A 26,980-nucleotide genomic window follows, 5' to 3' on the forward strand; every position below is an offset into this window, starting at 1 on the left:
CCTAAACCAACCAAACGATTATCACCAACGTTAAGAACGACAATAGGAAATTAAAGAGAATTATGACCGGCCTTAGAAAAAAGAGCGTAAAGAAAGAGACGAAATGAAGCGTTAAAAAATAAATCACTCCGCTGAGGACCAAAGAAGCCACCTCCAAGAGAAATGGAGCTTTGATTTATTTTAGCGTAATGCAGTCACTTTTAGCTCTTTTTTCGCCCGCCTTGATCTTTTGGTTCGTTTTGGATCAAGCCAAAATGAACATGAAACCGGCGGGTTATTAAATAAGGGAAATAATAAATTGAACAACCCTTCACGCCTACACTAACGAAGCGATGCCGTAAACGACTCGCTTACATACCGGAATACATCCAACCACACCCACCCTCTTTCCACAGGCAACCACCCCTTCCGGTACACAAGCGAAGGGGTTCAGCCCTTCGCTACCCCTACCAACCAATCAAACAGCCCTTTATTGAAAAGAACCCGGAGTAATACTTTCTTAACATTTGGGAATGAATTAAGCGCTAACTTTCTTTGCAATAGTTCGTGTAAGTAGCTCAAAATTTCAGACGACTCAAACTTCATGTACCGCACACTCTTACTGGCATTATTATTTATCATCGGGGGATTCGCATCTGTTAAAGCACAGCAACCTGCTTCTTTAAATGGATACATCACTGATTCTGAAACCGGGGAAACGCTCATCAGTGCAAATATTGGCTTTCAGGAAATCAACAAAGGTACAGCCTCCAATACATTAGGGTATTATTCGCTGCCGAATATTCAGCCCGGCACCTATACCCTTTTTTGTAGTTACATAGGGTACAAACCATATCGACAACAAATTACACTTGAGCCCGGAGAGAACCTGAGACTGGATGTTGAGCTGGTTCCCGAAAGTGTGGAGCTGGATGAAATTGTGGTACGCTCCAGCCGCGAGGAAGAAGAACAGAAGAACATCGGAACCGTGCAGGTTGATGCCAAGCTGATCCAGGAGCTTCCGTCTGTTTTCGAAGCCGACGTTTTTCGCTCCATCCAGCTGCTGCCCGGCGTTAAAGCTGCCTCTGATTTTTCGAGCGGTTTATATATCCGTGGGGGAAGTCCTGATCAAACCCTGATCCTGTTAGACCGAACTACTGTATACAACCCCAGTCACTTTTTTGGCTTCTTCTCCACCTTCAATCCCGATGCCATAAAAGACGTGCGATTATACAAAGGCGGATACCCGGCTGAATATGGCGGTCGATTGGGTTCAGTCCTGACTATCTACAACAAAGACGGAAACCGGAATGAAATGGACGGTACTGCAACCGTTGGATTACTGGCTTCCCGGGCGTCGATTGAAGGGCCATACAGCAAAGGGTCCTGGATGTTTTCAGCTCGGCGTTCTACCCTTGAGCCCCTGCTGGCCGGACTTCGTCAAACTACGGATAACGTGCCCAGTCAATTTTACTTCTATGATTTTAACGGAAAAGTGAATTTTGATGCCACCAAAAACGATAAGCTGTCCCTCGCCTTTTATGCCGGGCAGGATCAGGTAACTTTCCCCTTCGCCGATGACGCGGAATTTGACCTGAATTATGGAAATCAGACATTGAGCGGAAACTGGACGCACATCTTTTCAGAAAAACTGTTCTCTAACTTTGTACTTACCGGCTCCCGGTACTTCAATTTCCCGGGGTTTGATTTTGCAGGAACCAAATTCACGCGTTCTAATAACATCTATGATTTTTCCCTGAAGGCCGACCTTGAATATTTGCCCGGTAACAATCACACCATCGAAACTGGGATCTGGTCCGGAATTTTCACCTTCAAACTGCAGGATACCTTTGATGGGCAGGACACCTTTGGGAGCCGTATCCAGAATCAATATGCATCATTTTATATACAGGATGAATGGCGACCCAATGACCAATGGATTTTCACCCCGGGGGTACGCATGAACTATTTTTCGGATGGAGATTATGTGCGTATTGAACCCCGTTTCTCCATGGAATACAGGCCGGGAAGCCGGGTACGCCTTCAGGCTGCCTATGGCCGGTACAATCAGTTCCTCACCCTGGTAACCAACGAAGCCTTTTCCGGCTTTGATGTGTGGCTGACTTCCGCCGAAGGTGTCTCCCCTGCTTACGGAGATCAGTTCGTACTCGGAGCTAAAACCATCCCTTTTGAAGACTACGGTCTTGATATCGAAGTCTATTACCGAACCATGGAAGACTTATTTGAGCTGGATCCCTTTCTTCCCGATGTAGCCGGACTTTTATATGAGGATTTATTCCGTGTGGGTGACGGAAGTGCCTACGGAGTTGAAGTGTTCTTTGAAAAGAGAGCCGGAGATTTCACCGGGTTTATCGGTTATACACTGGGCTACACCTGGAGACGATATCCGGGTTACAATTCTGAGATTACCGAACAGGGGCAAACCGCTCGTTTCTACCCCCCAAAATACGACCGCCGCCACGATATCAACCTGGTTGGGAATTATGAGTTCAATGAACGCTGGAAAGTCACCGCTTCTTTTAACTTTGCCACCGGCCAATCTTACACCAAGGTTTTAGGCAGATACGTCCAGCTCGATTTACCGTGGACTTTTGACGATCGTAACACCTTCACCGTTGGGCGGGTGAATGCCTCACGGCTTCCAAGCTATCACCGAATGGATGTATCGTTCTCACGAAAAGGTAAGTTCTTTGACCTGGGCGATTCAGAGCTACAGCTGCAACTCATCAACGTGTATTCCCGCCGTAACGTTTGGTTCTACAGCTTCGACTTTGATGAGAATCCGGTGGAGCGTAACCCTGTTTACCTGCTGCCCATTCTGCCCTCAATTTCTTACACCGTCAACTTTTAGTAACATGAAGAAACTAACGCTATTAATATTCTTTGCTTCGGCTCTTATCATTTCGTGCAATGTCTATCCGCAAGATGATTATGAGGAATTTTACGTGGTGGAATCATACCTGGTAGCCAATCGTCAACTACCCCAGGTTCGGCTTTCTACCACCGTCCCGGCTGATGAAGTATATGATTTTGAGGAAGCCGCTGTTAACAATGCTATTATAGAAGTTCGTCTGTTGACAAGCGGACCTGAGAGTGCCGTTGAGCAGTCTTTTACCTACTCCAATTCAGAACCCGGTATCTATCAATCCGACCAAAATCATGCGGTCATTCCTGAACGAACGTATCAGTTGCACATTTCTTTCCCCGGTTCCAACGATGTTATTACTGCTCAAACCATCATTCCGGGAAGCTTTGAGATTTTAGGTGGTGTTGCGGAGTCTGTGGTCTATCAATCCACCCAACAGCTTGAAATTACGCTGAGTGAAAGCTCATATCCCGGCCGGCAGAATATTTTTGTATTTAATGCCATCAGCTTCGAACCTGATGCCGAGGATCTCACACCCTTTTATTCGGACGTGTTTCAGGACAGTGATGACCCTGAAGAAGACATAACCCTGCTTTCCAATAACAGTTCTGGGATTATCAACGAGGGTAATTTTGAGGTCAACCCGGATGGCTCGGTTACGGTCAAGTATCCCTGGATCGGCATCGCTTTTTATGGGCTGAATGATATTGTCGCCAACACCTTAGACGATAACGTTTATGACTTTGTGCGATCTCAACAAGTACAGCTGGGCGGTTCCACTCTTTCTCCCGGTGAAATCCAAAACGTCATCTATCATGTAGATGGTGGTATTGGTGTGTTCGGCTCCCTTGCTTCAGATACGGTAACCACGAATGTGGAACGGAATCCCAATCTTTAGTTAGAATGAATATCTCAGTGAGACAACCCAGGTGTTTACCGAGGTTAAATTGCTTCTGAAGTTATTTAATATACTTAAGCCGGACTCATGGCTCAGCATGAAACCCAGAAACAGGCTTTGGTTGTAATCAAAAGCATCTGTTGTAATTGTACTTATCTGAGGAACAACAAAGATTAATTCCGGATTTTCAAAATCAGTAAGATCCGGCATTGTTGTTTCTTTAGTCTTTAACCTGCTATACCTCGCGTTCAGGTTTGCCCCTCCCCATACATTGAAATACTTGGTTACGGCATATGAAGTATAAATCGGTATTTGCGCTCCCGCTTCCTGGGTAAAATGATCCTTTCCGACTCCTCTGAAATTTTCAATATCGAAGCTTTCATAATCCGAAAACCCATAATATGGATTGATTCCTGTAAAAAAATTCAGATCATCACTGTCAAGCTTGATCATATACCCCACAGATATCGTCCCTCCCCAGAGCTTGTCATCAACCTCTACCGCAGGGTAATCGTCAAGATCTTCATCTGTAAGCGTAACTTGCCCGTTTGTAGTTTCCAAAAGCTCGGAACGAAATCTTTGTTGTTGGCTGGATGTTCCCTCGCTATACAAAGCCCGGATACTTGCAAACAAATAGTCATTATCCGTCACCCAGCTTACCGGCTTATTGATATACCCGGAATACCTGAATTGGAGCGGGTCAACGTTATCGACAAAAATCCGCTCAATTTCCCTCTCAAAAATAGCATCCCGAAACTCTGAATCTCTGTAGTCGTCTACATCGGTGATGGCGTTTTGTGCGGTAAACTCATCGGTCTCGCGGGTATAACTGTTTTTTTGAATGAAAATCTTATGTCTGCTATCTATGCCATTGTTATATGAATGGAGACTCAGACCAACAGTAATTCTTTCAGTTGTAGTTATATTAAAAGACCGTGTATCTGTTTCGTTGTTACTCTGAAAGCTAAACTGAAGGGTATCAGCTACAGTTAATGTTCTATCTTCAACCTGAACACGTTCAGAAATCACATCTGACTTCATGTTCACTTTTGAATACCCCAAAAAGCCCCCGATTGAAAAGTTCTTACCTCCCGGTGTTGTGATTATCTTCGAAAAGCTTAGATCAGCCTGACTTTCGGTTCGGTTATTTGTAAAATCTCTGGAATTATAAGAAGTTCGGGTATATTCAGAAACCCGATCTCCTTCCTCATTGCTACTTGTATCCAGAAACGAATCCTCTAAGTCACCTGTAGCATTAGTCTGGGTGAAATTTCCACCAAATGAAAAAAGCCACTTACTTTTAGTCAGAAAAGATAACCTGAAATTATCCGGCCGCTCAGATGGAGAAATGACCGTGCTCACAAATGCATTATCCAATTCACCAGCCCGGGCTGGATTGAAGAGTACTTTTTGTATATCATCATCAACCAGAAACAAGTAGTTCTCAGATATGCTTTGTTGATAAGGAGTGAAATCTCCTAATTGCTGATATGGCAAATGTTGCACTTCATTAACCGGTTGTGCCATTAATGGATTAAAGAAAGTCGCAACAAATAAAAAGGCAGCAATAAACTTATTCATACTTTGTTTTTTGATTATTGCTAAGTCTATGAAATATCTGTAACTAATTCCTAAGAAATTGGACGTATGAGATTATCCTCTTTATTGATTTTATTTCTGATGGTCACATTGGCCTTCCCAAAATCTGCACCGGCCCAAAGTTCCGGAGAGTTCGAAATTGCCCGTGCTAAATATCGCGGAGGCGGAGACTGGTATAATGATCCTTCTGCTTTGGAGAATCTTATTTCCTTTACCAAGAGTAATGTCCCAATCCAAATAGCAGATTCCTACACGGATATATCTCTCGGAAGCGCCGACCTCCATTCCTACCCTTTTGTTTTTCTCACCGGCCACGGAAACATTGCCCTAACTTCAACGGAAGCTCGAAACGTACGCGAATACCTGCAGAATGGCGGTTTTTTGTACATAGATGATGACTACGGACTGGATGAGTACATCCGCCCGGCCATGAAAGAGGTTTTTCCCGATGAAGAGTTTATCGAGATTCCCTTCAATCATCCCATCTACGATCAGATTTATACTTTTGAGAATGGGCTGCCCAAAATCCACGAGCATGATGGCAAACCTCCGCAGGGATTTGGGATTTTTTATGAAGGACGGCTGGTGGTGTTTTTCAGTTATGAGTCTAACCTCGGGGATGGCTGGGCAGATTCCGATGTACACAACACCCCACAATCACTTCGACAAAAAGCTTTGCAAATGGGCACAAATATTTTAGTATATGCCCTCACGTCTAACTAACATACTTCTATCATGAAAACGCTTGTTCCATATTTATTTTTTCGGGGAAACTGCGAAGAAGCCATGAACTACTACAAAGAGTGCCTGGATGGTGAGATCACCGCTTTGCAACGGTTTGGAGATACTGAAATGCCGGTGGATGACGATCACAAACAAAAAATCATGCACGGCGAACTTAAAGCGGATGGTATCCAGATGATGTTTTCGGACGGCGCACCTCATAAGGATATAACAGAAGGTGATAACGTGCAGCTGAACATAAATATAGATTCTGAAGAAGAGCAGGATAGGCTGTTTGAACTGCTTTCAGAAGGTGGCGAAGTGACCATGCCGTTGGAAACAACCTTTTGGGGCGCCCGCTACGGCATGCTCAAAGACAAATTCGGAATCCGCTGGATGCTAAATTGTGAGTTGGGTGAGTGAATAGTGAAAAGTGATAAAGTGATGTGGTGAGGAGGCTGATTCAGTTAATCGAGGTAAAGTCAAAAAATAATGGCCAACCCACCTTATCACTCCCCTTCAATTGAATAATTTCTTCAGAACTGTTTTTACCTGTTTCACATCTTCATCTCCTATTTCGAAGTAGAAAGTGGCGCGAATGGTTTTGGGGCCGAAAGGGATCATGACAATGCCTTCTTCCTGAAGTCTTTCAACGGCAGAAACAGCATCTTCTTCCAGTACATCAAAAATGAGGATGTTGGTTTGCAGGTTATCCATATCGATGGCCAGTTTGCTACACCCGGCAATAGTCTCAGCCACATCACGGGCTCTCCGATGATCATCTTTCAGAAGCGGCCAGTGGTTATCCACCCCGTATTCAGCGGCAGCTGCAAGCAGCCCTACCTGTCGCATTCCTCCACCCCACATTTTGCGGTAGCGCCGGGCTTTGGCAATGTTCATTTTTGAGGAAAGCAGCATAGACCCAACCGGAGCACCCAATCCTTTAGAAAAGCAAACTGAAATGGTATCGGCAATGGTTCCAAAATATTCCGGTTTAATATCGGTGGCCGTCATCGCATTCCAGATGCGGGCTCCGTCCAGGTGCACAGCCAGCTCATGTTCATCGGCAAACTCTTTAATCTCGCTCAGCTCCTCCTTCGAATAGCATACGCCGCCACCCTTATTCGTTGTATTTTCGATACATACAACTTTCGTTCGGGGCTCCCAATCAAAATTTCCGCGTACTTTATTTTCTAAAACCGCTCTGTCTAGCTTCCCTTGTTTACCCTGCAATGTGGTTACCTGAACTCCCGAAAGTGCCGGAGCTGCCGAGGTTTCATAATTGAAAATATGACCTTTTTCATCAATCAGTATTTCATCTCCGGGTTCGGTTAACACTTTAATGCCCAGTTGATTACTCATGGTTCCGCTTGGCACAAACAGTCCGGCTTCCATTCCAAAAAGAGCAGCTATTTTCTGCTGAAATTTATTCACTGTCGGGTCAGATTCGAACACATCATCCCCAACCTCAGCCTCCGTCATGGCCTTTAACATTTCGGGAGTCGGACGTGTTACTGTGTCGCTGCGTAAATCAATCATACTTTCATTTTGCTTTTTCAATTTCAAGGAATATAATCAATACCTGATGCGAACATAAGTAACGCTCACTCAGCTCATGAAAAAAAGTATAAAAGTTCAGCTCGGTCTTTCGGGTTACTCAGTACCGCCGGAGGTTATCTGTATTGAAGATTGAAGCCAAATACGATGTCATTATTGCCGGCGGTGGTTTATCCGGACTCAGCCTTGCCTGGTACCTGGCAAAAGGAAATTACAAAGGAGAAGTGCTGGTAACGGACTCAACCTTTGCTCCCACCAACGATAAAACCTGGTGCTTTTGGTCCAATAAAGAGCCGCCATTCCGGGATGTCATTTACAAAAAATGGAAGAAAACCTGGGTTTCGGTTTTAGACTACAGCACCTTTCGTTATCTCAACGAGTACAGTTATTACTGCATCCGAAGTGGGGATTTCAGGGAATACGTGCTCAGGGAACTGAAAAAGCACAAGAACTTTGATCTACTGGAAGACAATATCCTAGATTTTTCCTCCAATCAAAGTAAGGCGGTGATGCTTACCAAAGGTGGCGACAGTTACATTGCCAACTATATATTTCAGAGCATCATGAAACCCAAAGACCTTGACCGGTCGCAAATTAAATACCCGCTTATTCAGCATTTCTTGGGATGGGAAATCAAAACCTATGAGCCCGCCTTTGACCCGGAAACCTTCACCATAATGGATTTCGATAATGAGTTTGAGCCCGGCGTTGGTTTTATGTACGTACTACCCTACACACAGAGCAAGGCCCTGCTGGAGTTCACGGTTTTTTCGGAAGACGTGCTGAAAAAGAAAAAGTACAAGAAAAAGATTAAGCATTATCTCCTGCATGAGCTCGGTCTCGACAAAGATCATTATGAAATCAGGCGCAAAGAATATGGGGAAATTCCAATGGAAGACCGTCCTCATGTACCGTACTATGACAAAAACATTATCAATTTAGGGTCGGTGGGAGGTCAAACAAAACCCAGTACAGGCTACACCTTTACCCGAATTCAGGACTACACTCAAAAGCTGGCTCAAAATCTCATTCAGGGATTTGAACCCCTTCCTCCGCAACAGTCTAAGCTAAAGTATCGATATTACGACCTGTTGCTGCTCCATATTCTTTCCAACTCCACTAACGACAGCCTCAGGGTATTCAGGTCACTATTCAAGAAAAATAACTTTGATGATATTTTCCGTTTTCTCGGTGAAGACACCAACCTTCGTCAGGATTTAAAAATAATGTCTTCTGTGCCTTATATCCCCTTTTTTAAGGCTATTTGGAAGAATTTATGAAACGATAGCTCCCTCACATCCATTTTAATGAGTGAATTGAATTCAAAGAAAATTCAGATATTATTATGGAAAAAGAAAAGCTTCAAGATTATACAACCGACCTTTACGCATTATTAAAACACACGCAGAAAGCAGTTAAAACTCAGAAAAGCTCCAGTAAAGTAGATCACACCAAAGCCGTGGATTTACTACATGATATAGATGTGGCATTAACGGAACAACTAAATGAATTCGATGGAATGGAAGATTTGCTGAACGATGGCACAGCTTCAACCATCAAAGAGAAATTAGCAACCGTTTCAGGTTCACTGGCCGGGTTGATGGATACACAACGGGAAGATCCGGTATCCAAAATGCTGCGTGATGATTACACCGCACTCAGTATGATTGCCTCCGGCTACACGATGCTTCACACAGCTGCATTAGGAGCCGGCGAAGATCATTTAGCAGAGTTCACAAAATCCAGCCTGACAACAATAGCTGCTCTTATCACAGAAACAAGCCGTGTTATGCCCCATGTGGTTGCAAGTGAATTAGATGTTGAGCAGATAGCTGAAGCCGCCGAAACCAATACTCAGGAATGCTGGAACCCTGAAACCATGATGGCCGAAGCATAATTTAGAATGACTTTACTCATGCTACAGAGCCCGGTTGCCGCCGGGCTTTTTTATTCTGTAAACAGAAATTGTGAGAGCATCGTAAGTGCAGCCGTCTCGGCCCTGAGCCTGTTTTTCCCCAGCGAAATCATTTGAGCATGCTTCTTTTTTGCCAATTCAACTTCTCTGTCTGAGAAGCCCCCTTCTGGGCCCACAAGCAATAAATTCTTGTCGTAACTTAAGCTCTCAGCTTGGCGATTATCTGCTTCCACATGGGCCATCACTGGATGGTAGGTGAGATAGTGATCGAAAACATCGTCCAGGGAATTCAGGTAATGCACCTCTGGCAGCCATCTTCTTTTGCTTTGTTTGAAGGCGCTTAATACAATGGATTGCAGTCGTTCTTCATTTATTCTGGATCGCTCGGAATGATCTGCATTAAAGATGCATATTTCCCACGCTCCGAGCTCCACCGCCTTCTCTACCGCAAACTCCAGCCGGTCTCTTTTCTTTATGGCTCCAAAAACCAGTACTTTTTTGATCGTTGGCTCCGGTTCCGAATTGGTTTCCAGGATATTCGCCAATACTGATTTCTTGGAGATGGATGAGACCTGAGCTTTATACAAATTGCCCTTTCCATCAGAAGCATACAATTCATCACCTACGTTAAACCGCAGCACTTTGGAAGCGTGCGCAGCTTCCTGATCAACCAATTCCAATCGGTTAGCAGATATGTGTTCAGGGTGTGCGAAAAATACGTTGTCCATCATTCAGTTCACTAAACTTATTGTAAATCGGGAAACACCGGTTCATCGAGTAAGGAAGTTAATCGGCCCTGGAAGCCTTCTTGTAATATGCGCCGGGCTCAAATTCCGTATCCCCGGTTTCAAACATCAACTCGATATACGGAATGCAAAGTCCACACCCACAGCTGCAAAAATCTTCAGCCTGAAGTTCTTTTACGGATGTAATACCGTGCTCTTCAGCATGGTCTTTCACTTCTTTGAAGCTCCGGCTGTGGCATATACATCGGTTGACTAAATATCGGCTCATGGTTGCTTGAAATGCTTACCTAACTTGAGATCCTGTCCCTGGTAATTACTGTCAATTTCCTCGCCATATACAAAATCCGGTTTCTCGGCATTAGGCTCAAACTGCATGCTGAACATGGTCTGACCATCCTCAATCATAAACGGGACATCATGTGAGCGAACTTCAAGCACTGCCCTTGCTCCCTGGTCTTCCACCGATCCGCCAAAACCACTGTCAAAGAATCCTGCATAATGTGTTCGCAGCTCTCCCGAGCCAGTATCATAAGCCATCATCTCGCAAGCAAGGTGAGCCGGAACCCGAATTCGTTCTTTGGATGCAAAAATATAAAAGGCCTCCGGTTCAAGGATAAGCTGATCGTTCTGCTGGGCATAAATCGGCTCCCAAAATTCCTCCACTTCATAATGCCCGATATTCTCCAGGTCGATATAATTATTGTGCTTCTTCGCCTTATATCCGATTATATCGCCCTTCTTCCCCTTCAGGTCAACACTCATAAACAAGCCTTGCTTAACCTTGATCTTCTCCATGGAAACAGGCACTCTTTGTTCATCAAACAGCAGTGGATCTGCTGCATGCACCCGTAGTAAATCCTGATCGGGAAGTACTTCAAATCCATGCCGAACGCGCAACTGATTCAACCTTTGTCCGGTTTTCACTTTTATAGAGAATGATTTTGGGACCACCTCCAGGTACATTTTTCCACGATAGCCGGGGGTAACTTCTTCAAAACGATGCGAATAATCGGTGATGACCCGCGTGAATACATCCAGCCGGCCGGTGGAGCTTTTAGGATTTGCCTTGGCCGAAAGATTTTCGACCGTACCCAGCTTGACTTCACTCTCTTCTTTATTTCCGTTGAACAGTCCCTTTTGAATCGTGTTGTTTGATTCGGGCATGTTCAGTTCTTCCAATAAAGGAATGATGTACACGCAATTTTGCTCCAGCACCGCTCCGTCTGTAATCGGTACTTCATACATTTTCAGTTTTTCCACCTTCTCTTCCACCGAATCATTCTCGGGAAGAAAGCTGCAGCGAACTCGATACGCAATCTCACCAAGACGAAGATCGATGGAGTTGGGTTGAAACTGATTATCCTGAATGGGATAGTTTGGATCAGATGTTATAATCCCAAGTGCGTGAAGTAACTTGAGTTTTTGAACCGGTAAAATTCCTTTTGTACGAAGCTGAACTTCTTTCAGAGTCTCAGGCATATTCAAATAGCGTGCTTATTTTCGACTGAAGATAACGACCACGTTCCAATATTCAATATTGAATCACAAGTTTTCAGGCTAAACACACTCACTTGAGCCAATCACCATAAAGATCCGGACGGCGGTCTCTTAGAAAAAGCTTTTTTGCATGTGATCTTTGCACTTCGGCAAGATCCAATTCTGCGTACAAAACCTCTTCGGTTCCTTCCCCGGCCCTGGCTATTATCTCACCCGCGGGATTGCATACGAATGATTCCCCGGCAAAAGTAAGTTTTGGCTCTTCCCCCACGCGGTTGCACAAAGCCACGAAATATCCATTCTGGAAAGCAGCCGTTCTGACTTCGGCTTCATATAAACCTTCCGGCCATTCACCCACCGAACCCGCCTGGGGTATGAAAACCACATCAGCACCGGACAAAGCCAGCGCCCGCATATATTCAGGGTAATGCCTGTCGTAACAAATGGCGATGCCGATTTTACCGAATGGGGTTTCATAAACAGGAGCTCCGTTATCCCCCGGTGTATAATATTGCTGCTCATGAAAACAGGCATACTCTGTGATATGCACCATGCGTGTGGTTCCCAAAATGGAGCCGTCGGTACTAATAACTGGTGAGCTGTCGTAGAGAGCATCTCCATCTTTCTCATACAGATTTAAGATGATGACCGCGCCGAATTCTTTTGCTAGTTCTGAAAAGGCATCCGTGGTCTTCCCGGGGATGGATTCTGCAAATTCCGATGGTTTTTCAGGATTTTGAAATTGTGGATAGAAAGGCTCAAACGCCAGCTCTGCAAAGCAAATGACATTGGCACCGGCCTCGGCTGCTTTCCTGGCCGAATCCAGTCCCTTTTTTAGATTCGCTTCTTTGTTCTCAGAACAGGATTGCTGTATTAGTGCAATATTCATCATGCCTATTTTAATAGTGTCATTTTACGGGTGATAACTTCATCTCCCACCCGCAGGCGATAATAATAAATTCCACCGGCCAATCCATCCGCATTCCAAGAAATAATATAAGTGCCGGCTGGTTTTGGGCTATCCTCTAATCTATGGACTTTCTGTCCCATCACATTAAATACCGTGAGTGAAACCCCGGCACCTTCCTTTAGTGTATATTGAATGTGAGTTACCGGGTTGAAAGGATTCGGATAATTCTGATCTAAACTAAATTGGTCAACCTTGTCTTTCTTTTCAATACTTACGGAATTCGTGGTCTTCAATAAAATACCAAAGCGGGGTGATGATTCTTCAACAGCCTGCTGAATTACCGGAGATTTAAGTACACTTGTATAACTTTTCTTCCCGTCGGCCTTTACCTCAAAGGAATAAGATTGTTCCTCTTCCATTAGCACCGAAGCTCCGGTTTCATAATCAATCAGGGTGAAATCCCAATCCTCCGGTATGTTGTGAAAATTATGCCATCGTAAGGTATAGGTTCCGCTTATTCCGCCATCAAAAACTGCAAGTTCATACTTTTGATGTTCAGAGGGATTCATTGCCCTTGCGTCCTGCACCAGCAAATCGTACCGGTAGTCGTTGCGGGTTCTGATAAAACTTAGGTACGGGCTTCCATCAAAGGGAATCATTTTGCTCCCGTCAAACCCGTCCGGTTGGTCGGATGATTGCGGACTGAAAAACAACTTATTGGAAATATCTTTCTGTCCGTTTGGAGCCTCCAGGTGCAGCTCAATTTGCCTGAACGTAGTATTTCCTCGCTTCGAAAAATAAGAGGCATCTGCCGCATCGGAAGTTTTAGCTGAAGTCGGGATGGTAATCTGGGTTGTGGAACTGTCATTTCTTTCGGCAAAAAAGCCGGCCCAGCTGCTTACAACCGTTTCGGTTCCAAAGTTAACCGTGTTCAAGCCATTGGAATCATAAAAGTAGAGCGGACTTTTTAATCCACCATTAACACCCCCGCTGCCATTTCCCTCGATGTCATCAAGGTTTATGTTGCTCAAAAAAGGATTTCCGATAAGGGTGAATGAACTACTGACGCCCACAATTACATCCGAGTCAGGTTCGGTGCCGGAAGCGTCAAGCATAAGGGGAAGCTCCGTACTTCCATTCATTGTATTATCAAAAAAGTAGGCAATAAATCCCAGCCCATCTCCCCATGAGGCAAAAATATTCTCTGGAACAAGATACCCGTTCCCCGACGCGCCGTTGGAAGCAGGATTGATGTAAATATTAGGATCGGCGGCTTCATTCTCCCCGCCGGCAATTCCCTGAATAGCCGTGTCATCCATGATTTCTGTTACCGCCGCATCCTTCACCGGAAAAGACAATACTCTCCACCCGGCCTCGCCGGAAATTTCAACCCTGGAGGCAATGGGCTCAATGCTGATCTTAAAATTCCGGCTGCTTGTAAATGAATAGCTTGAGTCCTCGGACATAGTTATGGTTGTATCTTCATCCACATCAATAAAATCCAGCTTCCATAGACTCGAAATATTCTTGAAGTCCGCCCAGATGATCGTGAACTCACCGGAAAAACCGGCATCTTCCACTTCCAGATCATAGACCTGTACCGTATCGGGGTATAAATTCCGGGCATCCTGAACCAGGCGCTCGCTGCCATTGCCAAAGTCTTGCAGAAAAAACAAATAGGAATCAGTTGTTGAAATCGGAGCCAGCTTTGCACCATCGTATCCATCTTTTCCTTCGGATCCGTTGGCATGAAAGTAGAGCTTGTTGCTAACATCAGCGACTCCGTTGGACGCCACCAGTTTCAGTGAGATTTCCCGGTAGGTGATACTTTCACTTTGAGCAACCGCTGCCGGACTAAAAAATGCCCCAATCAAGAAGAAAAGCAGATTGATACTATGTATAAGATGACCGATCAACGGCAAAGAATTTGGTTTATATAAAAAAGGTGCCCGATGTTGAGCACCTGATGACTTGATTAAATGTAACCGGTTTTTATAAACCTGATTCCTCTTGCCTCTTTTTGCGATCGCGTAATTTTTTGAGGGCATAGCCTCCGCCTGCAGCAGCCAACAATCCAAGTCCTCCGTCAATTGGTGCCTGACTTGGGTTGGCAGGTAAACCAGGCTGAGCAACCACAATTATTGATAAGGCAAGTAAAAAAACTATTGCAATAAAGATATAAATGAGGGTTTTCATAATCTGAAATTTTGAATTTGAGACGATGAATGCTGAATCACATGAAGCAATCAACATCCGTAATTCATCATCAACAATTTATTTAATTAGAGTCATTTGATGGATCATCACCTGGTTTCCGGCCTGCAGGCGATAATGATATATCCCACTTGCCATGTCGGCGGCATTCCAACTTACCCGGTATGTACCCACCGGTTTTGTTTCATTAACAAGAGTAGCAACTTGCTGGCCCATTACATTATACACCGTTAAAGTAACAGTCGCTGACTTTGATACGCTATATTCAATTGTTGTATTTGGGTTGAACGGGTTCGGATAATTTTGTTTTAAAGCAAAAGTTTGAGGCTCATCCGCTTTTTCCGTACTTGTAGTTGTACTGGTTTTCAGCGTAATAGAGAATCGTGAGTTTACTTCTTCCGCAGAAGCTTCCATTGCTGCAAGATTCAGAACACTGACTGTCCGGACTTTCTGTACCGCTTCTACATTGAATTCGTAGGAGCTTCCCGGAATCATATTCATAGTATTTCCGGTTTCAAAGTCGGTTAGCGTAAATGACCAATCATCGGGAATGTTAGTCATCTCTGGCCAGCTTAGAGTATAAGTACCCCTAACGCCCTCATCACCCAATGCAAGCTCATATTTCTGTTCTGTTTCAGGATTAAGCGGGCGGGCATCCTGAACAAATAGTTCACTACCCTTACCAAAATCGTTTATGAATGAGATAAATGGCGATCCGTTCAAAGGGATAAGTTTTCCTCCATCAAAACCATCACGACCTTCTATAGACTGGTTAGAGAAATATAGTTTTAATGAACGATCGACCTGATTGTCCGGAGCTTCTAATAACAATTCTATTTCTCTGAATTCCTTTGTCTTTTCTTTAGAGAAGTAGGAAGCTGTAGCCACATCTGAAGTTTTACCCGCCCCCGGGAAAGTTAATTGAGTCGTAGAACCACTATTTCGCTGAATAAAAAACCCGGACCATGTACTGATCACCTCTCCATTTGAGGAGCCGAAGTTTTCTGTTATCCAGCTTCCGCTTTCATCAGTAGCTATTCCATCATCCCAAAAACTTGCAGGACTTACCAATCCATCATTGACCCCTTCGCCTGAATCATTTCCAGTGAGTTGATCAAGTTCAAAATTACTGGTAAAAGGGTTTCCAACTAATGTCCATGTATCAGAAATTGTTACATCCACATCTCCTGAAGGTTCAGTTCCGAATGCATCCAAGATGATTGGAAGTTCTGAACTTCCATTTGAGCTATTATCGTAGAAGAAGATAATGAATCCCAAACCATCGCCCCAAGGAGTTGTAACATTTGTTGGAGTAGTATATCCATTCTGGCCAGTGCCGTCGGATGCGGTATTGATAAATAAGTTTGGATCTGCCCCGGCATTATCGCCACCTGAAATACCCTGAACGGCCGTATTGTCAGATATATCAGCTACGGTTCCATCTTCAATTGGCAAGGAAAGTAGTCGCCACCCCGCATTGCCCGTTATTTCCACAGAAGGCTGAAAATAGGTACCATCAATTCGGGTTCCGGGAGAAAAGGAAGAAGCATCATCTGTATCGGCGGTTTCGTGATCTTCAAAATCTCCGGTCAAATCCGGGCTACGGGTTTCGGACTGATCAGTAGCTCCTGAATAGGTGTAATTGATTATTTCGATACCAGAATCATTCTTCAGGATAACATCATCGCCACCATTATTCAGACTAAGGCCACCGGCAGTTTGCGTAAGTGCTCCACCAAAGTCACCTGTTGGGGTGCCACCCCCAAATATCACAACAGCTTGAAGTGGTTTTAAAACGGTAGGGTTTGTAAAAGTGTGAGTAGTTCCGTTAGCGTCTTCTACAGTCCAGTCGCTAATATCTAACTCGGTAGTTCCAGTATTTACAAATTCTAAAAATTCATCTTCTCCTGTATCAGTTGTTCCATCACCATTTGCATCACCATCCGGATCAGCCAAAATTTCATTTATTACAATGTCCGGAGTTTCTAAAGTGGTTGCATCATCTTCAGGAACCGTACCATCTGTTTTGTAGTCTATATCCGAACCTGAATTTGTATAAGGATAAATCTTAAAGTAGTAGGTGGTCGTTTCATCCAAACCGGTGAAAGAAGCAGATTCTTCTCCAAAAGCTACATTAAGTGCTCCGGAACCATCAGAGATATCCAAATCGTCAGAAACTGATGATGCGTCACTCGGACTTGAAATCGCTCCAAAACTTACATTACTAACTTTTATCAGATAAGCATCCGGTAAGGGAGATCCTGTTGCATCTGTCCAGGATAGATCCGCAGAATTGATAGAACCTGAAACTGAAAAAGAAGTGGCATGATTTGCAGGCTCGGATTTTAAAGTATTTTCGACAACTGTAATATCATCAAATGAAAACCCATCCCCAGCACCGTTAGCATCCATTCCTATTCTCAATCGGAACTCTGATGTAGAAGAAACATCAATATTTAATTCATTCAAAGTTTCCGGTAAACTTCCCATACTATTTTGATCATATTCTTTAATCAAAGTATAAGTTGGACTACCTGAACTTGGATTATTCGAATAATAAATATTTAAGCTTTCACCAGAACTATTTGCCCCGTTACCACGCTTATCTAAATCAATACTAAGGTCAACACCATCGACGGATGAAACGTCGATTACAGGAGAGTACCAATACGCATAATCAATCCCATCACCGGCATCACCATTTCCATCAACATCATCTCCAATAAAGGCTTCTGAGTCAACTTCGAAACTATTTGTTGTACCATCAGTTTCCAAGGTAGCTCCAACATCAATTACCCAATCAACACCAGTAGTATCAAATGTAGTCCCTATTGAGGTTCCCGTTGCACCCTTCCCGTTTTGTCCTGTAAAGTCTTCAGAATAGAGTGTCTGCCCCAGCACCCCCGATGAAAAAATAAGGAGCAGTGAAAGTGTGAAAAGCAGTGTCGTAGTCTTTTTCATAGAAATGGCATAGTTCTGAATAGTTAATGCATCACCCCTCTAAAACAGTTTAAAGAGCAATTAAAATGACAATCGGCAAATACAATTTCTGTTAAGAAACTGTTGCTATTTCTTTACCCTTTTCTAAAAAAACACTATTCAGCGTTATTATCCCTCTCCCGAACAAATATTATAGAGTTCTAATAAAACTCTGCGTACTCCCTTTGTCCTTCCTTCCTTTCCAAAAATAGAAAAAGCCGGATTTTGGATATCCGGCTTCAGTCAAAATAGTAGGCAAACAAAAAAGCCCCCGCACATTTATTTGGTGCGGGGGCTTTATAAAATCTTACTTTTTCTTCTTGTGTCTGTTTTTTCTCAGACGCTTTTTACGCTTATGCTTGGCTATTTTGGCGCGCTTTCTTTTTTTACCGCTTGGCATAAATACTCACCTACATATTGTTTTATAAAAATTACTATTGTTCGAACAGTTCAGAAAATAAGAAGTTTTAACAGGTTTTCTAAATCAATTTTCAACCATGTGTGCTTCGTTGACTGCTTCTTTAAAATCTTTCGACATTTTCAGCATCGGGGCATATTGTTCCGGCACAATAACTTCTTCATTCGTTTTTGGATTTCGGGCTACTCTCTGAGCTCGCTTAACAACTTTAAAACTGCCAAATCCTCTCAGCTCAATATTCTCGCCTCTCTTCATAGCGTCAATAACAGTTTCCATAAAACCGTTTACAACCGCCTCTGTTTCTACTTTCGTTAACCCAACAGATGAAGAAATTACATCTACGATATCTGCTTTAGTCATAATCTAAAAGGTTATTTAATAATTTGTCTATGGTTTCTTAAAAAATACAATAATGAAAACAAAGCTTCTGAAAAATCGTTCACAAGTTTGAATAAAATACGCAGTTAACTTTTACTGACAGCAACATTTTCACCATCTGATGAAAGTAAACACGGCTTTTCCCTGTTCCGTTTACTTCATCAATCATCCTGTTTACAGAAGCGCCCGCTTCCCTTGCACAGCTTTCACAAATGTTAACCCTTTAATATTCCCAAATGTTTTTTACTTTCAGCCTGCCCTCTTAACATATTCTTAACCTATAAAATTTTATTCATGGAAGTATTTGAACAAGTTGTAAACTGGCTGAACAACCTGGTTTGGTCAACCCCGGAAAAATTTCCTCTCATGGTTGTGGTGCTGTTGGGATTTGGAATCTTCATCACCCTTCGCCTTGGCTTTGTGCAAATAAGACGCTTTGCCCATGGTATCAAATCTGTAATGGGAATTTATGATAACCCCGATGATACCGGCGACGTCAATCACTTCCAGGCGCTTACCACCGCTCTTTCAGCAACCGTAGGTATTGGTAATATTGCCGGTGTTGCTATTGCCATCCATTATGGTGGGCCCGGTGCTCTTTTTTGGATGTGGGTTACCGCTTTCTTTGGTATGGCCATTAAATACACGGAATGTACACTTGCTGTTAAATACCGAATTCAAAATGCCGATGGCTCCGTATCCGGTGGTCCTATGTATTATATAGAAAAAGGACTCGGCTCCAACTGGAAATGGCTGGCCGTCTTTTTCGCCGCTATGGCAGTAATTTGCTCCTTCCTTACCGGTAATGCCGTTCAGGCCAACACCGTTGCTGACACCATGTACAGCACCTTCCAGATCCCAAGCTGGGCTTCCGGTTTATTTACCGCAACTTTTGTAGGTATCGTGATTGTAGGTGGTATCAAGCGTATTGGGCAGGTTACCTCTCGATTGATGCCCATCATGGCTCTTATCTATGTATTAGGTGCACTTATCATTCTTGCCATTAATGCCGATGACGTGATTCCTGCCTTCGGAACCATCTTTACTTCTGCCTTTACTCCCGAAGCCGGACTGTTTGGTGTAGGTTCAGGGTTATTCCTTACCACTTTGGTTTGGGGAATAAAACGAGGGTTATTTTCCAATGAGGCGGGTCAGGGTTCGGCCCCGATTGCTCACGGTGCTGCTAAAACGGAAGAACCTGTTCGTGAAGGTGTGGTAGCACTGCTTGAACCGTTTATTGATACCATCGTAGTTTGTACTATGACCGGACTTGTAATCGTAAGTACCGGAGTTTGGGAAGAACGCCACGACATGGTTTATGAGCCCGGAAACAGTAATAATGCTGTTGAAATCACCGATGGAAGTAACACCCTGTTGATTGAAGATGGTGAGCCTGTTAACGGTACCGTTGAACGTAATGACTTTCCCACCGGCAAGTTTTTTATCGATGAAGATCAGACTACTGCCTTCTCAGGTACCCTTGTAATGGTTGACGGCGTTGGTGTTTTCACAAACGAAGCCGGTGAAGAAATAGATAATATCTATACCAGCATTATTGAAAACGGGGCCCCGCTAACTTCCCTTGGTTTTAAGAAAGGTCTTGCACCTATTTTCCCTTACGGAGATTATATCGTAACCATATGCGTGCTCCTTTTCGGAGTCTCTACAGCCATCAGCTGGAGTTACTATGGAGATAGATCCATACAGTATCTGGCTGGCGACAAATCCATCATTTACTACAAAGTCGTGTATCTGGGGATGCACTTCCTCGGGGCCATATTCCCGCTGGCTACGGTTTGGGCAATCGGTGATATTGCGCTTGGTTTGATGACCTTCCCGAACATCATCGCCCTGTTTGCCCTTTCAGGTTCTGTTGCGGTAGCCAGTAAGAAGTACTTCAACAAAATGGACGAGCTCGAAGCTAAAGGTGAAATTTAAACATGGAACAGGTTACTGAAATAGATCACCCGGTTGTAAAGCGGTATCTGAGTATCCTCCGGGATAAAAATACAGAGACCGCTCCCTTCCGGCGTGCTATGGGAACGATCGGTACCATCCTTGCAGCTGAGGCACTTACCGACCTTCCCCTTCAGGAATACGAAGTAGAAACCCCCATCCAAACTGCGACCGGCTATAAGCCGGCCGCCGAGGTTTTTGTGATTCCCATCCTCCGGGCCGGATTAAGTTTAGTGGATGGCATCATAAGTTTTATGCCCGATGCTAAAGTAGGGCACATTGGGGTGTACAGAGACGAGGAAACCCATCAGCCGGTTAACTATTACCATAATTTTCCCGGTGGATTAAAGGGAGCATATACACTCGTTGTCGACCCGATGCTTGCCACAGGTGGAAGTGGTTCCCATGCCATCAAATTCCTGAAAGAGAATGGAGCAGATAACATTCGGTTTGTTTCACTGATTTCAGCCCCGGAAGGCATCAAACGACTTCGGGAAGACCATCCGGATGTTCCTATTATTACGGCCGCTATCGATGAAAGGCTGAATGAGAATGCCTTTATTGTTCCCGGGCTTGGAGATGCCGGTGACCGCTACTTTGGCACCCTGTAGTTCTATACAATCATCAGCAGGCAGACAATAGCTACAGCTTAAACCGTTATCAGCACATGAAGATTACACACTTGTTCATACTGCCCGTTATGCTGATGCTATCCGGTTCAGGGTGTGGCGAACTTACCGAGTTTGAGAATAAGCAGGTTCAGGAAGCACTGAGCGATTCCTTATTCACTACCACTGAAAGCTGGGGAATTAATATGGAGATCATGGAAGACGGGAAGCTTAAGTTGAAGCTGTCAGGAACCTATGCCTCTTCCATCAAGAATGAGAATCAAAACATCACCAAAATTTCGGGCCCGGTTTACATCGAAATATTTGATGAGGAAGGGAAACCGGACACTTATGTTTACACCGACAGTGCCGTTCATCTTCCTGATAAATCCGCTTTTGAGATGTTTGGAAGCGTTCGTGTAAATGCCCCCGAAGGCAAAAAGCTTCGCTCTGAATATCTGAAATGGGAACGGCAGAAAGACCGGGTAAGTACTCCGGAATTCGTCATCTTCATTTCCCCGCCCGACAGTATCGCAGCCGAGGGATTCTTTGGCGATTCAGATCTGACCAACTATACCCTTAATGAAGGCGGCGGACGTGCAGTCATTGATTAGGTATATTCTAACGCATCGTAATTGTATATTCGGTTCATGAATAAATTTCTTTCCTCCTTTACCAAAGCCGGATCTGCTCTTGTTCTTACGCTGCTTCTTCTGCAGCCGTTGTCTGTATTTGGTCAAAGTGTTATTAACATCGAATCCTTCAGTCGGGCCGTTGGTGCCACTTTGGATGGCGAGCAAATTCAGAAATTATATAACGCCCGGCTCACCACCGGAAATATCGAGATGGTTTGCGATAGTGCATGGCGGTTCATAAACAGAAATGAAATCCGTGCTTTCGGAAACATCCAAATTGAAACACCGGATGAGACTATCTGGAGCGATACCCTTTACTACTACACGAATCGTGACCTGAGTTTACTACGCGGTCGGGTGATTATCATGCAAGACAGCACCACTCTTTTTGGGAAGAGGGTGGACTATAATTTTTTCACCAAGGTCGCCTATTTTGATAATGGAATTCGGCTGGAAGATCAGGATGGTACGCTGATTGCTGAACGTGGCACCTATTTCCAAAACCAAGACAGTGCTATTTTTAAAGGAAATGTTCAGTTATCAGACTCCGCTCAGTATGCGGAAGGGGATAGCTTATTCATCAATCGATCCACTCAATACCTGCAGCTGTACGATAATATTTTTGTAGCTGACAGTACTAACAACGGTACACTAACCGGAGATTATCTGGAAGCCGATTCTACCGGCAGGCGCTTTGTGGATGGCAATGGCTATATGCGAAAAATCAGTTCTGACACCACCGATACCACCCACATTTTTGGTGATCAGCTGTTACTGTTGGAACGGGATTCAACCAACCTGATTCGTGGATACGAGAACGTCAGAGTTTGGTCCCGAAAATTCTCATCCGTTTCTGACACTCTTTTGTATGATTCCTCAACGGAAGTTTTTGAGCTGATATCCAATCCCATTGCCTGGCATGATAATATTCAGCTTACCGGCCCCTATATCTCAGTCCAAATGGACAGCAATGAAGTACAACAGCTGAAATCATATCATAAAACCATCGCTGTTCAGGAAGACAGTGCCACCGGGCGCCTGCACCAAATAAAAGGGGACACATTGATTGCTGGCTTTACGGAAGGAAATATTTCACGTATTAAAATTTATCCAAACAGCCAGGTTTTATATCATACCAAGAATGAAGCTGACGAACCGGATGGCGCTGTAGAATATTCATCCCCGCAAACGGTGATGTACTTCAGCAACGGAGACCTGCAACGCGTAGTAGCCGGCAAGAATGATGGCTATTTCTTTGAAGAATTCTCCGGACTGTCTGACCGAAAGTTAGACGGCTTTGCCTGGAATCCGGAGCGCCGCCCAGAACGCCCCAAAATGGAGGCCGTCCCGCGTTTCCCACCCGTTCCCAAAGAACGCCCTTTTGAACTGCCCAATAGATACCTGGAATACATCAACAAGGGAAACTAAAAGTCAGAACATTGCTTTTACATTTCTGAATCGTGAAGGCATTTCCTGCCGCTCTGAATTACAATCATGGTAATCCTGAAATCAAGCTAATCAAGGTTGAGAAACTATTTTTGAACCTTGATTTATAGGATTTATAGGATTCTTGGATTTACTTGATTAAATCCAAGCTTCACATTTCGGAAAAGGCAGAATAAGTAAACAAGGAACACTTCAATATCGAATGTTCAGTGTTCCTTGCCTGCCTGCCGGCAAAGACAGGTTCAATGTTCTTCAGGCTTCCTGAAGCTCCAGATTCTGCTCAACCACTCGTTTTTGAACATCATGAGGAACCTGGGCATAGTGAGAGAACTCACGCGTATAGGTTGCACTTCCCTGGGTCATGGATTTCAGTCGGGTTGAATAGTGATCCAGCTCTTCCAGCGGCACATGGGCTTTTATCTTCTGAATCGAACCCTCTCCATCCATTCCCTGAATCTGCCCGCGCCGGGTGCTCAGGTCGCTCATCACGTCCCCCATAAAGTCGGAAGGAACGGTAACTTCAATTTCATAAACCGGCTCCATCAGCTGAGGATTTGCCTGCATAAAACCATCCCGGAATGCCATTCGGGCTGCCGTTTTGAAGGCCGCTTCGTTGGAATCTACCGAGTGCATCGATCCGTCAAAAACGGAAACCCGGATATCACGAGCTCGACAACCACTCATAGGACCGTTCTCCATTTTCTCCATCACTCCTTTGAGAATAGCCGGCATAAACCGGTTATCAATCACCCCACCCACAATGCAGTTCTGAAACACCAGCTTGCCGCCCCAATCCAGTTCGTGCTCCTGAACATCCCGAACCTTGAGGTCACTCGGTGGAGGCATTCCTTCTGTGTATGGCTCAATCAAAAGATGAACCTCCGCAAATTGCCCGGCTCCACCTGATTGTTTTTTGTGTTTGTATTGAGACTTCACTCCTTTGGTAATGGTTTCTCGATATGGAATTTTTGGAGTGATGAATTCCACATCCAGCTTAAACCGGTTCTTTAGCTGATCTTCAATCACGGCCAGATGTTCCTCACCCTGACCATGAATTATAACCTGCCGCAGTTCCTGACTGTGCTCAATAACCACCGAAGGATCTTCCCGGTGAATCTGATGGAGCGCATGTCCCAGCTTATCCTCCTCTCCCTCCTTCTTCAGCTTCACGGCTGTACGTATTGTTGTTGGAGGAAACTGGATACCTTGTAGTTTAACTTCATGCCCTTTTTCGTGGAGGGTGTCGTTGACTTCTCCATCCTTCAGCTTCACCACAGCTCCGATATCTCCGGTTTGAATTTCACTTATCTCGATACGCTTATGCCCTTCAGTCAGGAATAAGCTTCCAAGGCGTACTGAGGAATCATTGGAGCTGTTGATCAAATCCATTCCCGGCCTGATGGAACCGCCGTAAGTTTTGAAATAGATCAAATCTCCGACATGTGACTCGGAATGCGTCTTGAATAAAAACATCACGGGCTTGCCTTCCGGGTCCAGTTCAAAAACTTCTCCATCTTCAGTTTTTGGAGGATTTCCTTCCAGTGGATTAGGAGCCACATCATCGAGGAATCCCATTACCCGGCCGGTTCCCATATTCTTGGCCGCACAGTTTACAAACAGTGGAAAAATCTGACCGTTTACCAGTGAGATATGTAATCCCTTTTGCATTTGTTCTTCGTCCAGCTCCCCTTGCTCAAAATAGATGTCCATCAGGGTTTCGTCATTTTCGGCAATGGTTTCAACCAGTTCCTGATGCAGCTGCTGGGCACGGGCCTGTTGCGATTCAGGGATCGGCAGTTTATCCGGCTTGCCCCCTTTCTCGGGGAATTCGTACATCGTCATGCGAAGAACATCGATGATTGCGTGGAAATCAGGTCCTTCACTGAATGGATACTGCACCACGGTTACCTGGCGTCCAAAATGTTCTTTGGCTTCGTCAACAGTCTTCCAGAAATCAGACTGATCCGTATCCGGTTTATTGACAACAAACATGGAAGGCACGCTGTACTTTTGAACGTATTTCCAGAGTGAATCGGTAGCTGTTTCAACCCCCTGTTCCGAGTTTAGCACAAAAATAGCGGTATCTGCGATACGAACGGCTCCCGCCACCTCCCCGATATAATCCGATGTTCCAGGTGTGTCGATAAGATTAATTTTATGGCCCCGCCAGTCCAGGTTCATGAAAGACGAGAAAATTGATTTCTGCTTTTCCTTTTCCAGGCTGTGGTAATCAGAAACGGTATTCTTTTCTTCTATCGATCCTCGTCGGTTAATGGCTCCGGCTTCGAAAAGCATCGTTTCGGCTAACGTTGTTTTTCCGGAGCCTGAATGCCCCAACAGAACAACATTACGGATACGGGTAGGATTATAAACTTTCATGGTAACTCCTTTTTCTCATTTTTCAACTGCTACTAAATATCTAAAACACGAAATAATTAATTACTTTTAGTGCCTTGGTGCTTTAGTGGCAAAATTTCTGCTATGTTTATTGATAGCAGCTTAACTTGTCAAAAAGCGCGACCAGCTTTTGCGCCAAAAATTCAATGAACAGTACCCATTCTTTTTGAATAGAATGTGAAGATCAAAAATAAACGGAGTCACGAATAAATCAACATGAAAAAGATTTTATTAATACAGACCGGGGGAACCATTGCCATGAACGCTAAAGGAGCTGGTGTTGAGCTGGATCCGGAGCGGTGGTCGAAGGTGTTGTATGAAGAGATTCCGGAGTTAAACGAAATTGCTGAGATTGTCACTTTCCCCCTTTTCTTCGAGGATAGTTCGGATTTGAATGCCTGGCACTGGGTGAAACTGGCCGGTTGTATTGAAGAAAAATATGATGAGTTCGACGGGTTTGTGATTCTGCACGGAACCGATACTATGGCTTATTCTGCATCGGCTCTTAGCTTTGGGCTGAAGAACCTGGGCAAGCCCGTCATCTTTACCGGATCGCAGCTGCCCATGAGTACCATTCGCAGTGATGCCCGCCGGAACCTGGTAAACGCCATCGAATTGGCTACGATGGATTTTAAGGAAGTCGGCATCTGTTTCAACGATGCACTTTATCGTGGGAATCGAGCCACCAAACTCAGTATTGGCGATTTTGATGCTTTCGGCTCTCCCAACTTCTCCCCTCTTGCTGATATAGGAATTCAGATTGAATCCCTCGTTCAGGAGCAATTCGGAAACGGGAATTTTGAGAACGTAGCCAAATATTCCGATGAGGTTTTTGTGCTTACGGCTCACCCCAACCTGAATCCCAAGCTTTTGATGGATTTGAAGCTGGACAACGTGTGTGCAGTAATTCTTCGGGCATTCGGAAGCGGGAATTTCTGCGTGAAAGGTGAAAAGAGCCTGCTTCCTTTTCTGGATAAATGCAGGGATCAAGATGTGATTATAGCCATCGTCTCCCAAGCCGATTATGATTCGGTCGATCTCACCCAATACTCCGCAGGGCGAGCAGCTTTAGAACACGGTGCCATTAGTGGGAATGATCTTACCTTGGAAGCCGCTGTAACCAAACTCATGTTTTTATTAGCACATTACGATTCCAAAACCGATATTGAACAACGTTTCCAGCAATCGCTGGCCGGGGAACTGTAATAGGTTTTAGGTGTTAGTCTCAAGGTTTTAGG

Annotated in this window: 22 protein-coding genes; 11 read left to right on the top strand and 11 right to left on the bottom strand. The window is 44.4% G+C overall.

Going from position 1 to position 26,980, the window contains the following annotated elements:
- The first annotated feature begins 583 nt into the window (after nucleotides 1–583).
- Together NM125_RS01755 and NM125_RS01760 are read left to right on the top strand one after the other, a co-directional pair.
- The gene (locus tag NM125_RS01755; protein WP_255132241.1) at nucleotides 584–2,851 is read left to right on the top strand and encodes a TonB-dependent receptor; all 2,268 of its coding nucleotides are present in this window, start codon (nucleotides 584–586) and stop codon (nucleotides 2,849–2,851) included.
- A 4-nt stretch (nucleotides 2,852–2,855) separates the two neighbouring features.
- A complete protein-coding gene (locus NM125_RS01760; RefSeq protein WP_255132243.1) occupies nucleotides 2,856–3,764 on the top strand; it encodes a DUF4249 family protein in 909 nt (302 codons plus the stop codon).
- Here NM125_RS01760 and NM125_RS01765 read toward each other — a convergent pair whose 3' ends face one another.
- Nucleotides 3,765–5,345 carry a hypothetical protein gene (locus tag NM125_RS01765; protein WP_255132245.1) on the bottom strand — a complete coding sequence of 527 codons (1,581 nt, stop codon included), beginning with the start codon at nucleotides 5,343–5,345 and terminating at the stop codon, nucleotides 3,765–3,767.
- Nucleotides 5,346–5,411: 66 nt separating this feature from the next.
- Here NM125_RS01765 and NM125_RS01770 point away from each other — a divergent pair, with 66 nt between their 5' ends.
- Together NM125_RS01770 and NM125_RS01775 are read left to right on the top strand one after the other, a co-directional pair.
- Nucleotides 5,412–6,086 carry a DUF4159 domain-containing protein gene (locus NM125_RS01770; protein WP_255132247.1) on the top strand — a complete coding sequence of 225 codons (675 nt, stop codon included), beginning with the start codon at nucleotides 5,412–5,414 and terminating at the stop codon, nucleotides 6,084–6,086.
- Between the two features lie 12 nt (nucleotides 6,087–6,098).
- Nucleotides 6,099–6,509 carry a VOC family protein gene (locus NM125_RS01775; RefSeq protein WP_255132248.1) on the top strand — a complete coding sequence of 137 codons (411 nt, stop codon included), beginning with the start codon at nucleotides 6,099–6,101 and terminating at the stop codon, nucleotides 6,507–6,509.
- Between the two features lie 96 nt (nucleotides 6,510–6,605).
- Here the strand turns inward: NM125_RS01775 and NM125_RS01780 are convergent, their stop codons facing one another.
- Nucleotides 6,606–7,625 (bottom strand): threonine aldolase family protein, encoded by a 1,020-nt coding sequence (locus NM125_RS01780; protein ID WP_255132250.1) that lies wholly within the window; start codon nucleotides 7,623–7,625, stop codon nucleotides 6,606–6,608.
- Between the two features lie 143 nt (nucleotides 7,626–7,768).
- Here NM125_RS01780 and NM125_RS01785 point away from each other — a divergent pair, with 143 nt between their 5' ends.
- The gene (locus NM125_RS01785) at nucleotides 7,769–8,923 is read left to right on the top strand and encodes a lycopene cyclase family protein (RefSeq protein ID WP_255132252.1); all 1,155 of its coding nucleotides are present in this window, start codon (nucleotides 7,769–7,771) and stop codon (nucleotides 8,921–8,923) included.
- Nucleotides 8,924–8,988: 65 nt separating this feature from the next.
- Nucleotides 8,989–9,540 carry a hypothetical protein gene (locus NM125_RS01790; RefSeq protein WP_255132254.1) on the top strand — a complete coding sequence of 184 codons (552 nt, stop codon included), beginning with the start codon at nucleotides 8,989–8,991 and terminating at the stop codon, nucleotides 9,538–9,540.
- Between the two features lie 50 nt (nucleotides 9,541–9,590).
- Here the strand turns inward: NM125_RS01790 and NM125_RS01795 are convergent, their stop codons facing one another.
- From NM125_RS01795 to NM125_RS01835, 8 genes are all read right to left on the bottom strand, one after another.
- The gene (locus NM125_RS01795; protein WP_255132255.1) at nucleotides 9,591–10,289 is read right to left on the bottom strand and encodes an RsmE family RNA methyltransferase; all 699 of its coding nucleotides are present in this window, start codon (nucleotides 10,287–10,289) and stop codon (nucleotides 9,591–9,593) included.
- Nucleotides 10,290–10,344: 55 nt separating this feature from the next.
- Nucleotides 10,345–10,572, bottom strand: a complete 228-nt coding sequence (locus NM125_RS01800; RefSeq protein ID WP_255132257.1) for a hypothetical protein — start codon at nucleotides 10,570–10,572, stop codon at nucleotides 10,345–10,347.
- The gene (locus NM125_RS01805; RefSeq protein WP_255132259.1) at nucleotides 10,569–11,783 is read right to left on the bottom strand and encodes a 2'-deoxycytidine 5'-triphosphate deaminase; all 1,215 of its coding nucleotides are present in this window, start codon (nucleotides 11,781–11,783) and stop codon (nucleotides 10,569–10,571) included. The genes NM125_RS01800 and NM125_RS01805 overlap by 4 nt, the downstream gene beginning before the upstream one ends.
- An 88-nt stretch (nucleotides 11,784–11,871) precedes the next feature.
- Nucleotides 11,872–12,693: a nitrilase-related carbon-nitrogen hydrolase gene (locus NM125_RS01810; RefSeq protein WP_255132260.1), complete on the bottom strand. Its 822-nt coding sequence runs from the start codon at nucleotides 12,691–12,693 to the stop codon at nucleotides 11,872–11,874.
- A 2-nt stretch (nucleotides 12,694–12,695) separates the two neighbouring features.
- A complete protein-coding gene (locus NM125_RS01815; protein ID WP_255132262.1) occupies nucleotides 12,696–14,585 on the bottom strand; it encodes a T9SS type A sorting domain-containing protein in 1,890 nt (629 codons plus the stop codon).
- Nucleotides 14,586–14,703: 118 nt separating this feature from the next.
- Nucleotides 14,704–14,907 (bottom strand): PID-CTERM protein-sorting domain-containing protein, encoded by a 204-nt coding sequence (locus tag NM125_RS01820; protein ID WP_255132264.1) that lies wholly within the window; start codon nucleotides 14,905–14,907, stop codon nucleotides 14,704–14,706.
- A 78-nt stretch (nucleotides 14,908–14,985) separates the two neighbouring features.
- Nucleotides 14,986–17,886, bottom strand: a complete 2,901-nt coding sequence (locus tag NM125_RS01825; protein ID WP_255132266.1) for a lamin tail domain-containing protein — start codon at nucleotides 17,884–17,886, stop codon at nucleotides 14,986–14,988.
- A 502-nt stretch (nucleotides 17,887–18,388) separates the two neighbouring features.
- Entirely contained in the window at nucleotides 18,389–18,682 is a 294-nt protein-coding gene (locus NM125_RS01835; protein WP_255132268.1) for an HU family DNA-binding protein, read from the bottom strand.
- Nucleotides 18,683–18,994: 312 nt separating this feature from the next.
- Between NM125_RS01835 and NM125_RS01840 the strand changes: the two genes are divergently transcribed.
- The 4 genes from NM125_RS01840 to NM125_RS01855 are packed head-to-tail and all read left to right on the top strand — an operon-like array spanning nucleotide 18,995 to nucleotide 23,327.
- The gene (locus NM125_RS01840) at nucleotides 18,995–20,638 is read left to right on the top strand and encodes an alanine/glycine:cation symporter family protein (RefSeq protein WP_255132269.1); all 1,644 of its coding nucleotides are present in this window, start codon (nucleotides 18,995–18,997) and stop codon (nucleotides 20,636–20,638) included.
- 2 nt (nucleotides 20,639–20,640) lie between these two features.
- Nucleotides 20,641–21,267, top strand: a complete 627-nt coding sequence (gene upp / locus NM125_RS01845) for a uracil phosphoribosyltransferase (protein WP_255132271.1) — start codon at nucleotides 20,641–20,643, stop codon at nucleotides 21,265–21,267.
- A gap of 56 nt (nucleotides 21,268–21,323) precedes the next feature.
- Nucleotides 21,324–21,878: an LPS export ABC transporter periplasmic protein LptC gene (lptC, locus tag NM125_RS01850; protein WP_255132273.1), complete on the top strand. Its 555-nt coding sequence runs from the start codon at nucleotides 21,324–21,326 to the stop codon at nucleotides 21,876–21,878.
- 36 nt (nucleotides 21,879–21,914) lie between these two features.
- Nucleotides 21,915–23,327 carry an OstA-like protein gene (locus NM125_RS01855; protein ID WP_255132274.1) on the top strand — a complete coding sequence of 471 codons (1,413 nt, stop codon included), beginning with the start codon at nucleotides 21,915–21,917 and terminating at the stop codon, nucleotides 23,325–23,327.
- A 270-nt stretch (nucleotides 23,328–23,597) separates the two neighbouring features.
- Here the strand turns inward: NM125_RS01855 and NM125_RS01860 are convergent, their stop codons facing one another.
- Nucleotides 23,598–25,724, bottom strand: coding sequence for an elongation factor G (locus NM125_RS01860; protein ID WP_255132282.1), 2,127 nt, complete (start codon nucleotides 25,722–25,724; stop codon nucleotides 23,598–23,600).
- A gap of 234 nt (nucleotides 25,725–25,958) precedes the next feature.
- On the opposite strand from NM125_RS01860, the gene NM125_RS01865 reads away from it, so the two are divergent.
- Nucleotides 25,959–26,948: an asparaginase gene (locus NM125_RS01865; protein WP_255132284.1), complete on the top strand. Its 990-nt coding sequence runs from the start codon at nucleotides 25,959–25,961 to the stop codon at nucleotides 26,946–26,948.
- The last annotated feature ends 32 nt before the right edge of the window (nucleotides 26,949–26,980 follow it).

The sequence above is a fragment of the Gracilimonas sediminicola genome (assembly GCF_024320785.1).
GTDB classification, from domain to species: Bacteria; Bacteroidota; Rhodothermia; order Balneolales; family Balneolaceae; genus Gracilimonas; species Gracilimonas sediminicola.

Excerpts from the sequence above, each read along its gene's own strand:
- NM125_RS01755 (WP_255132241.1), top strand. The coding sequence starts at position 584 with ATGTACCGCACACTCTTACTGGCATTATTATTTATCATCGGGGGATTC.
- NM125_RS01760 (WP_255132243.1), top strand. The coding sequence starts at position 2,856 with ATGAAGAAACTAACGCTATTAATATTCTTTGCTTCGGCTCTTATCATT.
- NM125_RS01765 (WP_255132245.1), bottom strand. The coding sequence starts at position 5,345 with ATGAATAAGTTTATTGCTGCCTTTTTATTTGTTGCGACTTTCTTTAAT.
- NM125_RS01770 (WP_255132247.1), top strand. The coding sequence starts at position 5,412 with ATGAGATTATCCTCTTTATTGATTTTATTTCTGATGGTCACATTGGCC.
- NM125_RS01775 (WP_255132248.1), top strand. The coding sequence starts at position 6,099 with ATGAAAACGCTTGTTCCATATTTATTTTTTCGGGGAAACTGCGAAGAA.
- NM125_RS01780 (WP_255132250.1), bottom strand. The coding sequence starts at position 7,625 with ATGATTGATTTACGCAGCGACACAGTAACACGTCCGACTCCCGAAATG.
- NM125_RS01790 (WP_255132254.1), top strand. The coding sequence starts at position 8,989 with ATGGAAAAAGAAAAGCTTCAAGATTATACAACCGACCTTTACGCATTA.
- NM125_RS01795 (WP_255132255.1), bottom strand. The coding sequence starts at position 10,289 with ATGATGGACAACGTATTTTTCGCACACCCTGAACACATATCTGCTAAC.
- NM125_RS01800 (WP_255132257.1), bottom strand. The coding sequence starts at position 10,572 with ATGAGCCGATATTTAGTCAACCGATGTATATGCCACAGCCGGAGCTTC.
- NM125_RS01805 (WP_255132259.1), bottom strand. The coding sequence starts at position 11,783 with ATGCCTGAGACTCTGAAAGAAGTTCAGCTTCGTACAAAAGGAATTTTA.
- NM125_RS01810 (WP_255132260.1), bottom strand. The coding sequence starts at position 12,693 with ATGATGAATATTGCACTAATACAGCAATCCTGTTCTGAGAACAAAGAA.
- NM125_RS01820 (WP_255132264.1), bottom strand. The coding sequence starts at position 14,907 with ATGAAAACCCTCATTTATATCTTTATTGCAATAGTTTTTTTACTTGCC.
- NM125_RS01825 (WP_255132266.1), bottom strand. The coding sequence starts at position 17,886 with ATGAAAAAGACTACGACACTGCTTTTCACACTTTCACTGCTCCTTATT.
- NM125_RS01835 (WP_255132268.1), bottom strand. The coding sequence starts at position 18,682 with ATGACTAAAGCAGATATCGTAGATGTAATTTCTTCATCTGTTGGGTTA.
- NM125_RS01840 (WP_255132269.1), top strand. The coding sequence starts at position 18,995 with ATGGAAGTATTTGAACAAGTTGTAAACTGGCTGAACAACCTGGTTTGG.
- upp (WP_255132271.1), top strand. The coding sequence starts at position 20,641 with ATGGAACAGGTTACTGAAATAGATCACCCGGTTGTAAAGCGGTATCTG.
- lptC (WP_255132273.1), top strand. The coding sequence starts at position 21,324 with ATGAAGATTACACACTTGTTCATACTGCCCGTTATGCTGATGCTATCC.
- NM125_RS01855 (WP_255132274.1), top strand. The coding sequence starts at position 21,915 with ATGAATAAATTTCTTTCCTCCTTTACCAAAGCCGGATCTGCTCTTGTT.
- NM125_RS01860 (WP_255132282.1), bottom strand. The coding sequence starts at position 25,724 with ATGAAAGTTTATAATCCTACCCGTATCCGTAATGTTGTTCTGTTGGGG.
- NM125_RS01865 (WP_255132284.1), top strand. The coding sequence starts at position 25,959 with ATGAAAAAGATTTTATTAATACAGACCGGGGGAACCATTGCCATGAAC.